At 46.9% G+C, this 13,183-nt stretch carries 13 protein-coding genes and 1 pseudogene; 6 read left to right on the top strand and 8 right to left on the bottom strand.

Translation table 11 applies throughout. From position 1 onward, the window contains the following. Nucleotides 1-99: 99 nt before the first annotated feature. Nucleotides 100-372: an ArsR/SmtB family transcription factor gene (locus METMK1DRAFT_RS09220; protein ID WP_009073293.1), complete on the top strand. Its 273-nt coding sequence runs from the start codon at nucleotides 100-102 to the stop codon at nucleotides 370-372. On the opposite strand, the gene METMK1DRAFT_RS09215 is transcribed toward METMK1DRAFT_RS09220, so the two are convergent. Beyond that, nucleotides 364-1,965 (bottom strand): CTP synthase, encoded by a 1,602-nt coding sequence (locus METMK1DRAFT_RS09215; protein ID WP_009073291.1) that lies wholly within the window; start codon nucleotides 1,963-1,965, stop codon nucleotides 364-366. The genes METMK1DRAFT_RS09220 and METMK1DRAFT_RS09215 overlap by 9 nt on opposite strands. Nucleotides 1,966-2,053: 88 nt before the next feature. Here METMK1DRAFT_RS09215 and METMK1DRAFT_RS09210 point away from each other — a divergent pair, with 88 nt between their 5' ends. Beyond that, the gene (locus METMK1DRAFT_RS09210) at nucleotides 2,054-2,743 is read left to right on the top strand and encodes an orotidine 5'-phosphate decarboxylase / HUMPS family protein (RefSeq protein WP_048087784.1); all 690 of its coding nucleotides are present in this window, start codon (nucleotides 2,054-2,056) and stop codon (nucleotides 2,741-2,743) included. Beyond that, a complete protein-coding gene (locus METMK1DRAFT_RS09205) occupies nucleotides 2,744-3,226 on the top strand; it encodes a hypothetical protein (protein ID WP_009073287.1) in 483 nt (160 codons plus the stop codon). It begins immediately after the preceding gene. Between the two features lie 39 nt (nucleotides 3,227-3,265). On the opposite strand, the gene METMK1DRAFT_RS09200 is transcribed toward METMK1DRAFT_RS09205, so the two are convergent. The 6 genes and pseudogenes from METMK1DRAFT_RS09200 to METMK1DRAFT_RS09175 all read right to left on the bottom strand — a co-directional run bounded on the left by METMK1DRAFT_RS09200 (nucleotide 3,266) and on the right by METMK1DRAFT_RS09175 (nucleotide 8,360). Then, nucleotides 3,266-3,685, bottom strand: coding sequence for a DUF2153 domain-containing protein (locus tag METMK1DRAFT_RS09200; RefSeq protein WP_009073285.1), 420 nt, complete (start codon nucleotides 3,683-3,685; stop codon nucleotides 3,266-3,268). Between the two features lie 110 nt (nucleotides 3,686-3,795). Then, a pseudogene (locus tag METMK1DRAFT_RS09195) lies at nucleotides 3,796-4,432 on the bottom strand (zinc ribbon domain-containing protein); the annotation flags it as partial. Nucleotides 4,433-4,497: 65 nt separating this feature from the next. After that, on the bottom strand, nucleotides 4,498-4,887 hold the full coding sequence (locus METMK1DRAFT_RS09190; RefSeq protein ID WP_048087783.1) for a Trm112 family protein: 390 nt from the start codon (nucleotides 4,885-4,887) through the stop codon (nucleotides 4,498-4,500). Between the two features lie 6 nt (nucleotides 4,888-4,893). Continuing rightward, on the bottom strand, nucleotides 4,894-6,255 hold the full coding sequence (gene glmM, locus METMK1DRAFT_RS09185) for a phosphoglucosamine mutase (protein WP_009073277.1): 1,362 nt from the start codon (nucleotides 6,253-6,255) through the stop codon (nucleotides 4,894-4,896). Between the two features lie 66 nt (nucleotides 6,256-6,321). Beyond that, entirely contained in the window at nucleotides 6,322-6,825 is a 504-nt protein-coding gene (locus tag METMK1DRAFT_RS09180) for a biotin/lipoyl-containing protein (RefSeq protein ID WP_009073275.1), read from the bottom strand. Continuing rightward, entirely contained in the window at nucleotides 6,822-8,360 is a 1,539-nt protein-coding gene (locus METMK1DRAFT_RS09175; protein ID WP_009073273.1) for an acetyl-CoA carboxylase biotin carboxylase subunit, read from the bottom strand. Before METMK1DRAFT_RS09175 ends, METMK1DRAFT_RS09180 begins: the two co-directional genes overlap by 4 nt. A 246-nt stretch (nucleotides 8,361-8,606) precedes the next feature. Here METMK1DRAFT_RS09175 and pdo point away from each other — a divergent pair, with 246 nt between their 5' ends. Further along, the gene (pdo, locus tag METMK1DRAFT_RS09170) at nucleotides 8,607-9,296 is read left to right on the top strand and encodes a protein disulfide oxidoreductase (protein ID WP_009073271.1); all 690 of its coding nucleotides are present in this window, start codon (nucleotides 8,607-8,609) and stop codon (nucleotides 9,294-9,296) included. A 562-nt stretch (nucleotides 9,297-9,858) separates the two neighbouring features. Continuing rightward, on the top strand, nucleotides 9,859-10,527 hold the full coding sequence (locus METMK1DRAFT_RS09165; RefSeq protein WP_048087781.1) for a hypothetical protein: 669 nt from the start codon (nucleotides 9,859-9,861) through the stop codon (nucleotides 10,525-10,527). Between the two features lie 158 nt (nucleotides 10,528-10,685). Here the strand turns inward: METMK1DRAFT_RS09165 and dcd are convergent, their stop codons facing one another. Beyond that, nucleotides 10,686-11,204 (bottom strand): dCTP deaminase, encoded by a 519-nt coding sequence (gene dcd / locus METMK1DRAFT_RS09160; protein ID WP_009073265.1) that lies wholly within the window; start codon nucleotides 11,202-11,204, stop codon nucleotides 10,686-10,688. 174 nt (nucleotides 11,205-11,378) lie between these two features. Here dcd and METMK1DRAFT_RS09155 point away from each other — a divergent pair, with 174 nt between their 5' ends. After that, nucleotides 11,379-13,178, top strand: a complete 1,800-nt coding sequence (locus METMK1DRAFT_RS09155; RefSeq protein ID WP_009073263.1) for an ATP-dependent DNA ligase — start codon at nucleotides 11,379-11,381, stop codon at nucleotides 13,176-13,178. The last annotated feature ends 5 nt before the right edge of the window (nucleotides 13,179-13,183 follow it).

Raw genomic sequence — 13,183 nt, 5'->3', positions numbered from 1 at the left:
TAACCTCCTCTTCATACATGTCTCTGCAACTCCTATAAAAGAATGACGTGTCTGAATCGAGCAAAACGCTTTTTGAGATTTCGAACCAACTTTGTATCTGTGGAGCTAGTTCTGAGTGATGTGGAGGAGATATTGAGAGTAGCCGAGGCCCTCTCGTCAGTCACCAGGGTCAACATACTTAAGCTGACCTCCAGGGAGGCAAAGAGTGTCACTGAGCTGAGCGAGGAGCTCAGAATGACTAAGGGAAACGTAAGTTCTCAAATATCGCTCTTGGAAGGTGCAGGTCTCCTTGAGGTAACTTACACTGAGGGGGTAAAGGGTTTGAAGAAACTGGTGAAGTCTAAGTACGACAAGATTACAATTTCACTGTAGACCGCTCACAGCCTTTAGGAATCCAAGGAACAGCGGAGCAGGTCTCAGAGGTCTACTCTTGAACTCAGGATGTGCTTGGGTAGCCACAAAGAACGGGTGATCCCGGAGCTCTATTATTTCCACCAACCCGTTGTCGCTCACCCCAGATACTACCATGCCGTTTCTTTCAAGTTCATCGACATAGGAGGGATTGACCTCATATCTATGTCTGTGCCTCTCGAAGACCGTCTCCGCATTGTAGAGCTTGTATGCGAGAGTTCCCTTCTTGATGAGTATCCTCTGTGCCCCCAGTCTCATGGTTCCACCGAACTGAGTTACCTTCTTTTGATCGTCAAGGAGCGTCACGACAGGATAAGGCGTATCAGGGTTTACCTCAGTGGAATTGGCCTCCTTCAGACCAATTACGTTTCGCGAGAATTCAACTATGGCTAGCTGAAGGCCGAAACATATACCCAGATACGGTATTTTGTTGAGTCTCGAGAAGTTTATCGCCTTTATTTTCCCCTCAGCTCCCCTTGAGCCGAACCCAGGTAGCACAACGATCCCTTGCGATTCTCCTAATTCTTTTATAAGATTCTCATCTTTTTCTAGATCTGTTGACTCAATCCACATGAGCTCTGGTACGACTCCCAGGTGGGCAGCTGCGTGATAAATCGCCTCCTTTATGCTCAGATAACTGTCCTTCAGCTTTGTGTACTTGCCTACCAGTGCTATTCTTACCCTCTTTCCGTCCTTGCTCTTAATTGCCTTGACGAAGCTCATCCAGTCGGTCAGCTCAGGGTTCCTGTCCTGCAACTTGAGTCGTTCCAGTATTTTGGCTGCGATTCCTTGATGTTCTAGTATTACCGGAACCTCATAGGAGGTCTCCACATCATAACTGGAGAAGATGTATTCAGGTCTAACGTTGGTGAACATGGCTATCTTTTTGCGAGTCTCATTATCTAGAGGCACTATGGACCTAGCCACAATTATGTCCGGTTGAATTCCTATTCTCCTGAGCTCCTGGACGCTGTGTTGTAAAGGCTTGGTCTTCAGTTCCCCAGTCACGGAGAGGTATTCAACCAATGCAACATGTACGAATAGGACGTTGTGCTCCTCCTCTTCAAGCTTCAATTGCCTCATGGCTTCTAGGAAAGGTAAGCTCTCTATGTCTCCCACCGTACCCCCCACTTCAACTATTATGATCTGTGCACCATCTATGTTTCCGGCCCTCCTTATCATGGACTTTATCTCGTCAGTTACGTGAGGAATTATCTGGACTGTCTGTCCCATGAACTTCCCTTCTCTTTCCTTCCTGATGACCTCAAAGTAGACCCTCCCAGCCGTAATGTTATTGTGTTTTCCAGTGTTGATATCTAGAAACCTCTCGTAATGACCCAGGTCAAGGTCAGTCTCTGCTCCATCATCAGTAACGAAGACCTCCCCGTGCATATAGGGGTTCATGGTTCCAGCGTCAACGTTTATGTAGGGATCTACCTTGACTACACTTACTTTGTATCCTCTATTCTTTAGTAGGAGACCGAGGGAAGCTGATACTGTTCCCTTTCCCACACTGGAGAGTACTCCTCCAGTAACTACAATGTACTTCAGCACTAAGTAATCACAGTAGTGATGTTTCTCATTGTGGGGTTAAAAATGCATTGGAGTTAGCTTAATTATTACCTCATTCCCAATGAGCCTCATGAGAAATGAGATATTAGAGAGGCTGAGGTCTGGAAAACACCTTCAAGTGGCTCTGGATTTCCTGGAAATTCGAGACGCTTTAGGTGTAGCAAGGCAAGTGGCGGATCTCGGTGTAATACTAGAGGCCGGAACTCCTTTAGTAAAGGCAGAGGGAATACAGGGTCTCTTGGCCTTGCGGAGTCTTGGAGACAACATAGTGGTGGCGGACACTAAGACGGCTGATGCGGGAGACGTCGAGGCAGAAATAGCTTGGAGGGGGAAGGCCAACATAATGACAGTGTTAGGGGCTATGGATGATTCCACGGTCGAGAGCGCGGTGAGGAGGGCCAGGGAGCTGGGCATAGTTGTTCAAGTAGATCTGATTGGTGTCAAAGACGTGGTCAGAAGGGCAGAGGAATTGTTAAGTCTAGGTGTAGACATAGTGGGGCTTCACATAGGACTCGACGTTCAAAGGAAGCGAGGAGTTACCGTGGCCGACATGAGGGAAGAGATAAGATACATCGGGAAGAAGACCATCCTATCCGTGGCTGGGGGCTTGAATCCAAAGAGCATAGCAGAACTCATGGATCTCCCAGTTTCCATATTCGTTGTGGGCGGAGCAATAACTAGGAGTCAGGAACCGAGGAAAGTGGCAGAGGAAATAGTTAATATCTTAGGGAGAAGTACTATACTTGCAAGCGGTGATTAAATGTCTCAGTCTAGTCAAGGAGGACAGTCGGGAAAGTCTAAGGAGTTGAAGACTACTTCGAAACAGGTTATCTCTCCTAGTGTTCTTAAGGAGGATAAGAGGAAGCTTCAGCTTCTCTATATAATAAAGACATTGGACGGTGTCACGGAGAGGGCACTGATAACTCTCCTTTACGAGGGAGTCCAAAAGGGACTAGATATGGGTTATCAATTCAATGTGATCGGTAATAACGTGTTTAGCCCAGCGGTCAAAGAAGACTTAACGTCTCTCCTCTACCTGGGCTACTTGGAGAATGATCCAGTAACAAAGAAGTTGAAACTAACTAACGATGGAGAGGAGGCCTTTCAAGCCAACAAGTCCTCTCTTGAGGAGAGTTTCATCAGCTCCGTGAATCAAGCCATATCTGAACTGAAGTCCAAGATAGTCTCAATTGACCAGGAATATTCCATGAAACTGAGGTCAGAGAGGAGGAAAAGAAGATAAATATTTAAATAGTTTCATAATTCAAATAACTTTAAAATATTACATGGTAGTGAACGTGCTTCTCCTACCCTGTGTCTGTTGATCCTCTACTGGGGGTCTGCTCCAGATCAGTGGGTCCAACTTACCTTCTTTACCCAGCTTAGTTATCAGGTCTCTAGCTTGGCTCGTGTGTCTTACGTCAAGCTCCAGTAGTTGCTCCAGTATGGCCCAGCTTGTCCTCTTGACATCCTCCAGCATCTCCTTCGGCATGTGTTTTATTATCATGGGGTCTTGGAGCCATTGATCGAAAGCCTTCAGTGTCCTCATCATGTGTTGGAACGCAACCCTTGACGCCAGGATCAGGTCTAGCCTATCCATGTCCACTTCTTCCTCCTTCTTCTCCATGTCCTTTATAGTCATCAGTAAGTTCTTCTGCATCTTTATCCATTCATCTAGATTACTGATAAATGAGTTCTCCACTTGTTTACACCGAGTAAATGTAAGGTTTGCACATTAATAAGCTCATTTTAAGCACCGATTCCAGGGCAATCTCTAATTTCTTCACTCATGATGAAGAGGGGGTTAGGGCTTCATTGAATTTTCATGAATTTGTAACCAATTCTCAGCCCTTGGGCTTCACAGGAGTCGCGGGGAAACCCTTACTCCTCCGCCCCCTTAGCGGGGTAACCCCAACCCACCTACTCCCAGAGGGAGTGAGAAAGAGGTGGGGAAACCCGCACATCTTGAGGAAGATGTTGAGGGATGCGTTCAACTGCCTATCTAGAGTGAAACCACACCTCTCACACCTGAAAGTCCTACCTTTCGGGAAATCCGTCCACATCTGGGGCAGGACTTGGAAGTTAAATGCGGGTTCACCTCCTTAACTAGGGAGCCGTAAAGTGGGGCCTTGTACTTCAACACACGATGAATACTCCTCCATACAGTCCTTGAAATCTTCTTACACAACTTGTCGTTAGCGTCTTGGAACATCTTTTGTTTGTTCAACTTCTCTATAGCGAACGTAGTGAGTGGGTACATCTCCAGCAACTTGTTGACGAACTTGTGAACGTAATTCAGCACGCGGTCCCTTTCACGGTGTGAGTACTTCCTCATCAACAACTCCCCTTTCCTACCGTGCTTGGAAGCGAAGGACTTGATTCTACCCCTCTTCAACTCCATCCCAAACTTGAGGCTGTACAACTCCTTCAAGGAGAAAGTGATGAACTCTTATGACAATCTAGTTCTCGGAGGAGCTCAGGACTCCTTCACTGAGATCAGAGGAAAGTTAAACCTCATTCTTTAAGGTTGAAAGGGAGACCGGATTCTAGTACCTTCTTGGGGATCCTGTCTTTATACTTCTCTAAGAACCTCAGTTCATCGTTCTTCTTCCTGAGCTTATCTGGAAGCATCCTGGGGATTTCGTCTATAATGGGATACCATCGATTACAGGAGGGACAGAGGAGGACTCCCTCAGTGACCTCCCTCTTGATACAGTCCTTACAAGGTGGTGTTTCCTGGAGTGACTTTATCTCGCTTTTCTTAAATCCACAATACAGCTCACACAGGGGAGGATTTCCTGAAATTTCTCTCCCTGGATACTCTGTCTCGGCGAAGGTAATCAAGTCTAACGGGAAGTGTTTGCACATGGGACAAGCTAGAATGTCAAGTAGTCGATACTTCACCTTTATCTACCCTGAGATCAGCCTTTTAACGTCATCTGCAAGCTTCAGAGCAACCTCCTTGTCCTTAGCCTCTACCATGACCCTTATTATCGGCTCGGTCCCACTCTTTCTCACTAACAACCAGAAATCTCTATCTATGATCTTCACACCATCTATCTTCACTACTTGCCTCTCCTTTCCGAACTCCTCCTCCACCCTAGAGTAGATCCTTGGAATGTCCATCCCTGCTTTCAACTCTACCTTAGTCTTCACGAGGTAATACTTAGGTAATCCGTCGAAGAGTTCAGCGGAGCTGACCCTCTCCTCGGCCATCATCTCCAACATCAAAGCTAAACTCATGGCACCGTCTCTGACCACCTGATGCGGGGGATAGATGAACCCACCGTTCTCCTCGAAACCGGCTAGACCCTTCTCTGAGGACAGCCTCCTGGCTATGTCTACACTTCCCACCTTAGTCCATACTACCTCAATGCCAAATTGAGATAGGAACTCCTGAACTAGAGAGGAGCTGGAGACCGCGGTGTACACTCTTCTGGGTAAGCTTGGGTTCTTCCTCCAAGCCCAATAGCTTAGCAATGTACCGCTCCTATCTCCCCACTGTATCCTTCCCTCAGAGTCCACGAATATAGCCCTATCAGCATCACCGTCGTGGGCTACTCCCAGGTCAACCTTCAGTGAGGACGCAATCGAAGCAGTCTCCTGAAGGGTCTCCAGAGTTGGCTCAGGGTTTCTAGCAGGGAATGTGGGATCCAGGTTGGCGTTGACTGTGAAGATCCTGCAGTTTAGCTCCCTGGCTACCAACGGCGATGATATAGACCCAACGCTGTTGGCACCGTCTATCAGGACTTTGTAGCTCATCTTCCTTATCTTCTCCACATCGACATGCGAGAGTACTCCCTTAACGTAGGTATCAATAACTCTGTCCTCCCTCTTCACATCGTTAACTAACCTGTTCCAGGGAACTGTGTTATACCTTTTTGAAAAGTAGATCTCCTCTATTACGTCCTCCTTCTCCCTAGGCACCTCTACGCCGTCGCTGTCCAAGACCTTTACGCCGTTATGTTCCCTAGGGTTGTGGCTCGCCGTAATTATAACTCCTCCATCGTATCCCAACTGTCTCACGGCATACTGAAGGGCAGGGGTTGGGGCGAATCCTCCCTCGAACACCCTGACTCCAGCACTCAACATCCCGCTCTCCACAGCCCTCATTAACATATCTCCTCCCGCCCTAGCATCTCTTCCTATGAGGATCGTCCTTCCCTCACCGAAGAAAGTCCCTATGGCTCTCCCGAGGTTTAATGCTAATTCAACCGTCAATTCCTGGTTTACTATACCCCTAACTCCATCCGTTCCGAAAAGTTTTCCCATAATCTAAAATTTCTTGATATAATAAAAACCTGCGTCCGTCTTTAGATCCAGTCCGTTACCCGTGGACTACTTTATCACAATGAGAACGTCTCCCTTCTTTACCCCCTGCCCTTGCTTTACCAGGATCTTCTCAACTATTCCGCTGATGGGGGCAGATATTATGGTCTCGGATTTCATAGCCTCCACGGAAAGTAGGGGTTGGCCCTTATTTACCGCATCTCCCTCTTTCACCCTGATCTGGACAACCCTTCCCTGGAGTGGCGATATAACTTCACCCTCCTTTCCTCTTATCATCTCCTCAATGGATTGTCCCTCCTGAGTAGGAAGCTCAGTTATCCTCTCCGCCCTAAAGAGCTCTGCGTTGTCCAGGACTATCCAGCCGTTATCCACGTAAACCCTATGCTCCTCACCGTTTATCTTTACCAGATATTCTCCTTCTCTCCAGCCCTGCCCCAGGTATTCGATCTCGAACTCCGCATTCTCGGTCTTGAGGATATCCTTATTCCCCTTCTGATCGTGGACTATTACAAAGGGATCGCCGGTCTCTGAGTGAACCCTGTAGAGCTTCATCCCCACATCACCCTGGGAGAGGATTGAAGCACTATTCCGTAGTTCTTCCAGTTAGAGGATCTTCCTTGTCTCTCTTGAGGAGTTGAGGGAATCCCCTTCTTTCTCATTAAACCCCTAGCGTGAACGACTGTGGCCAGCGAGGCGAGCATTTCCTCCCTCTTTTTCAAAGCCTCCTTCATGGAATCAAACTTTTGAGAGATATATGCAGTGCTGAATTTCCCTTCCATGAAGTCTGGATCCCTCATGATCAGTTTATACAACGGTATTGTGGTCTTCACTCCTCCTATCTTGTAGTCGTCTAAGGCCCTCATAGCCGTAGTTACGGCGGTTTGTCTGTCCTCTCCGTAGACTATTAGCTTTGAGATCAAGGAGTCGTAAAATGGCGGTACCCAACTACCTGCTTCCACGCCGCTATCTACCCTAACTCCGGGTCCCGTGGGTTCTCGATAGTATGTGATGAAACCGGAACTCCCAGTGAAGTTATTGAGCGGATCCTCAGAATTTATCCTGAACTCTATTGCCGATCCCTTAGCCCTTCTGTTGAGCTCCTCTTGGGTGAAGGGTAGGTGTTCCCCCGCAGCGAGTCTTATCTGCAATTTTACAAGATCCAGCCTGAATATCATTTCGGTCACAGGGTGTTCGACCTGGAGCCTCTTGTTGAGCTCAAGGAAATAGAACTCACGGGATGTATCGGAGAAGACGGTTTCAAAGGTACCCAGGGTGAAGTAGTCTATCAGTTTGCCGAACTTCATTATGGGTTCGAACATCCTGGATCTCTCCTCCATGGTTATGGCTGGGGAGGGCGCCTCTTCTATCAGCTTCTGGTTCCTTCTCTGTATCGTACACTCCCTCTCCCAAGCGACCACATAGCTCCCGTATTTGTCTCCTATGAGCTGGAACTCGATATGCCTAGGGTTGACCGCTGCCTTCTCTATATACAGATCTGACTTTCCGAAAGCTTGAAGGGCCATTCTCTTGTTCCTCTCCCAGACGTCTATCAGTTGATCCGGCGTGTCTACCTTTGTTATTCCCACTCCCCCTCCTCCGCTGGCGGCCTTCACCATTATGGGATAGCCGATTTTCTCGGCTATCTTTAGGGCCTCATCTATGGTTCCTACGGGTCCGTCAGAACCTGGAGCTATGGGAACTCCTGATAGTTGGGCGTACCTCTTGCCGTCTAACTTATCCTTAATTTTCCTCATCACTTCCGCTGAAGGCCCTATATACGTCATTCCGGCCTTCTCAACGGCCTCGGCAAAGTCCGCATTCTCGGATAAAAACCCATAGCCCGGATGTACCGCATCTGCATGGGCCTTCTCTGCAGCGTCTATTATGTGGGAAATGTTAAGATAACTTTCAAGCGCAGGAGAAGCTCCTATATAATAAGCTTCATCGGCGTACCTTACGTGAAGGGCATATTTATCGGCCTCGGAGTAGACTGCAACCGCCTTCATTCCCATCTCCTTTACGGCCTTCATCACCCTAACAGCTATTTCCCCTCTGTTAGCAACTAGTACCTTGCCAAAAGGTGGCATAAAAGATCGAGTATATCTTACTTGTTGGGTTTAAAAAGTTTTTACATTTGAAAATATTCACTTTAGTTTATACTAATAACCTCTATAGTCATGCTGACTGAGATTTTGTAGAGGGGAGTAGTAAGGAGTTCTCAAATTCGATGATAGTTGGTATCTTAACTGTCGTGAAGGTTTCTGGTCTAGAGTATTTCAAAAGTCTCTGATAAACTTTTATTTCCCCTTTAACGAGGTATAAAGAGTGAGACCATGGAAGAAGAGTATGCTGAGTTATTCACGGACGACGTGCGAAATGCACTCGTGGAAGCTCTGAAGGACATGAGGGACCCCGTGGAGGGGTACGTATTCACCGACACTTCTAATCCCAATTGTCAGTACTGCGACGTAACTGTGAAATTCATGAAGTTTGTGAGTGATGCAGCTCCTAAGTCTAATGGACAGAGCCTCTTGAAGGTAAAGGTATTGGATAAAAGTAAAGATATAGCAGAGTTTCAGAGCTTCGAGGTCAGTAGAGTTCCAACGGTTGCATTCTTAAAGGGAAAGATAAGGTGGACTGGTGCACCTCTGGGAGAGGAGATTAGGGCTCTAGTCGAGACCATAGTTAGACTCTCTCAAGGAGAGAGTGGACTGAGTCCTGAGACCATAAACGCAATAAAGGATAAATTAAATGGAAAGGTAAAGGTTGAAGTTATGGTTACCCCGTCCTGTCCATATTGCCCATATGCTGCACTGCTCTCACATATGGTTGCATTCGAGGCCTGTAAAGCGGAGAAATGCAATGTGTTATCGGACGTGGTGGAGTCCTATGAGAATCCGGACATTGCCGAGAAGTATCAGGTCATGTCTGTGCCTACACTGGCCGTAAATGAGTCCGTGGAGTTCATAGGTGTACCCCAGGAGGAGAATTTCGTTAACTCCCTAATTGAAAAGCAGAGTTAAGTGAAGGGAAAATCTCCTTTAGAAAGAGTACCTCGTCATTTTATTGCTAGTGTTGATTTAAATACTTCTTTTCTGTTCCTTCTTACAGCAGTTATTAGATTTCACCTAGATTACAGGGCGGTACCTAAGGGAGAATCCCATAACTGCTGCTTCTTGGTCTAAAGTAACGCTTCCTGGACCTTTTTTTACAGCAGTTTAGCGACTTTCCCTTAATTACCGCCCTGTTTTCAAGGGAAATCTAATAACTGCAAATTTTTATTAGTATAGGGTAGATTTTCCTTTAGTTTAAGAGCAGATCCGCTAGTACCTTGTTAAATATTTCAAAATTCCTGAAGAGATAACCGTTGATCCCCCCACAGAAATCAAAGATTGACGAACGAGTTTTTGATCCATCGCCTTCGTATTTGAGAGAAATATATGCTACCCTATTGCTGGGTGGTAGATGTAATCCCTAACGAAAACTCGAAATTATATGACGTGGAACGACGCTGCGAACTTTCTAGACTGGCAAGGAGATCAGAAACAGGTTTTTATTCACGAAAGGACATTCCATATCTTAAATATGAGGAACATTGTAATCAAGCTTACGGACGAAGAGTACAGGAAAATCGAAGAGGATGCTAGAAGTCAAGGGTTTGTGCTCCTCTCCGACTACATTAAGTTCAGGCTTTTGACCAACTCCTCTCCTCAAAGAAGTCCAGGGGAAGGTCAAAACGTACAGGAACTCATCAACCCTCTAACGGTAGAACTCCTAAATGTTAAAAGGAAATTGGGGGAATTGGCAGAAAAGGTTGAGGCTCTTGAATCGGTCGTCACCACGAAGCCCTCAGGAGCCCTTCAACAAGAGAGGCAAGATATCAGGAGAGATGAGAGGAAAGAGGAGAGGAGAGTAACGCAACAGGAACAAAGAAAAGGCGCAATAGATTACCTCAGGGAACAGGGAGTCATATTCGAGAGTAAGTTGACAAACCTAAAGAATCCTGACGCCTTTTTCGAGAAGTTGGAGTCTCAAGGAGCTAAAATATTCTGGATAGCAGAGGAGAGAATAGCAGTAGATCCCACATTCTTTCAGAACTTTGTTAACAGACTAGCTCAGATACACACCTCCGACGACGCCGAAGCCCAGAAATACCTGAGTAAGCAGGAACACGAACTCTTCGTTAAGCTAAGGAAGTCAGGGAGCATATACTTCGATAACGAGAGTAAGCATTGGAAACTCGTAACAGACTAGCTCAGATACACACCTCCGACGACGCCGAAGCCCAGAAATACCTGAGTAAGCAGGAACACGAACTCTTCGTTAAGCTAAGGAAGTCAGGGAGCATATACTTCGATAACGAGAGTAAGCATTGGAAACTCGAAGTCGTGGGTTGAAGTTTCCCCGAATCTTCACACCCTAAACTTGGGTAATGTGACCCCTCTCTGTCCCTGGTATTTGCCTTGATAGGGCTTCTCAACTGGGCTTAAGGTCTTGGCAAAGATAAGGTGGAGGAACCTCGTGCCCCTCTTTATCTTGACCGGAAAAGCCGAACCCATGACCTCTATGGTCAATTGCCCCTCGAACCCAGCGTCCACTATTGTAGGTGGCACGAACAGGCCCAACCTCGCGAAAGACGACCTCAGGTTGACGAACGCCATTATGTCACTAGGAAGTCGTAGATATTCCTCAGTGACCAGGAGCACATGTTCATTGGGCTTTATCACGAACTCTTCCCCTATCTCCTTCTGGAAGAACTCTGAGAGATCCTTTCCCTCCTCGAATAGCTCTTCTGTTCTCTTGAACCTGGCTATCTCTCCTCCCACCCTCATGTCAACCCCGTTCTCCCTTATGCTGTCCTCCGTGAGTGGGTCTATGACTATCCAACCCTTCTCCAGGTAATACTTAAGATCCCTATCACCTAGGATCATTGTATCTCGTTGGACTCTTATACTGGAGCGTTCAAAAGTCATAGGGCACATGGGAGGTAAAGTAGTAGGGGTTAAGTCGGTCAGATAACTTCTCAGCGTAACTCTGATACGTCACTGCTCGGAATCAACTCTCTCATCATCAAGCCTATTTAGCTCTGAAGTGTAACTAATGTTATGGAGTTTAAACTTATTGCGGAATATTTTGATAGGCTGGAGAAGATATCGTCAAGGCTTCAGCTAACTTCTCTCCTTTCAGACCTCTTTCATAAGACCGACCCCTCCCTCATGGATAAGGTAGTGTACTTAATCCAAGGTAGGCTATGGCCCGACTTCACTGGAATGCCTGAGCTCGGTTTAGGTGAGAAGTTCCTGATCAAGGCCATAAGCATGGCCTCAGGAGTGAAGGAGGAGGAGGTAGAGAAAACCTACAAGAGCGTGGGTGACTTGGGAGAGGTAGCCATGAGACTTAAGTCGAGCAGTAAAACCTCAAGTATACTTACATTTTTAGGCGGCTCACAGACTTTCGGCTCACTGGACGTTCTGGAGGTATATAATGAATTGGTAAAGATAGCTGAGAGCTCTGGGGAGGGAAGTAGAGACATAAAGATTAGGATCTTCGCTGGACTCCTCAAGAAGGCCTCTCCCCTTGAAGCTAAATACTTGGTAAGGTTTGTGGAGGGCAGGTTAAGACTAGGGATTGGAGACGCGACAGTTCTAGACGCCTTGGCGTTAACCTTTGGAGGTTCATCCGATTATAGGCCAATAGTGGAAAGGGCCTACAACCTCAGGGCTGACTTGGGCGAGATAGCCAGGGTAATAGCCAAGGAAGGTATAGAGAAACTCAAGAGTGTGATTCCCACGCCAGGCATCCCCATCAGACCCATGCTGGCCGAGAGATTATCCGATCCAGCAGAGATTCTAGATAAGGTTGGAGGTAAGGCTCTAGTCGACTACAAGTATGATGGGGAGAGGGCCCAGATTCACAGGAACAAAGATAAGGTATTCATTTTCTCAAGGAGGATGGAAAACATAACCGATCAGTACGTGGACGTGGTAGAGTACGTAACTCGTTACCTGAAAGGAGACGATTTCATCGTGGAGGGGGAAATAGTTCCTGTAGATCCAGAGAGCGGTGAGATGAGACCCTTCCAGGAGCTCATGCATAGGAGGAGGAAGAACGACATCCACGAGGCTATAAGGGAATACCCGGTCAATTTGTATCTCTTTGATCTAATATACTACGGCGGTAAGGACTACACTGTGGAACCTCTGCCAGCTAGGAGGCAGAAGCTCGAGGAGATAATTGCTGAGAACGATAAGGTGAAAATAGCGGAACATATGCTCACCGATAGTGTAGACAAATTAACTGAATATTTCCACCAGGCAATCTCCGAGGGAGCCGAGGGAGTCATGGTAAAGTCGGTGGGACCTAATTCTGTATATCAAGCTGGCTCCAGAGGATGGCTATGGATCAAGCTAAAGAAGGACTATCAGAGTGAGATGGCGGATACAGTGGACTTAGTCATAGTTGGTGCATTCTACGGTAAGGGCAAGAGAGGAGGAAAGTTCAGTTCCCTCCTCATGGCAGCTTACAATCCAGACAAGGACGTATTTGAAACCGTATGCAAGGTTGCGTCAGGTTTCAGTGACCAAGAACTGGACGAGATGCAGAGTAAAATAAGTGAGCTAAAGAGGTCGGAGAGGCATCCCAGGGTAGTGTCTGAGATGGTGCCTGATGTGTGGGTTACTCCAGCTTTAGTTGCAGAAATAATAGGTGCGGAGATAACTATATCTCCTCTCCACACGTGTTGCAGGGAGACAGGTAAGGGCGGGCTCTCTATAAGGTTCCCAAGGTTCATAAGATGGAGACCGGATAAGAGCCCGGAGGACGCAACTACCACTAAGGAGATAATGGAAATGTACTCCAAGCAGTACAAGAAGGTTGAGGAAAAACAGATAGATGAAAATATCTAGTGTAG

Origin of the sequence: Metallosphaera yellowstonensis MK1 (assembly GCF_000243315.1) — an archaeon.
In the GTDB taxonomy this organism is placed as follows: domain Archaea; phylum Thermoproteota; class Thermoprotei_A; order Sulfolobales; family Sulfolobaceae; genus Metallosphaera; species Metallosphaera yellowstonensis.
Note: the sequence above shows the minus strand (reverse complement) of the source record. Positions and strands in the feature narration are given on the sequence as shown.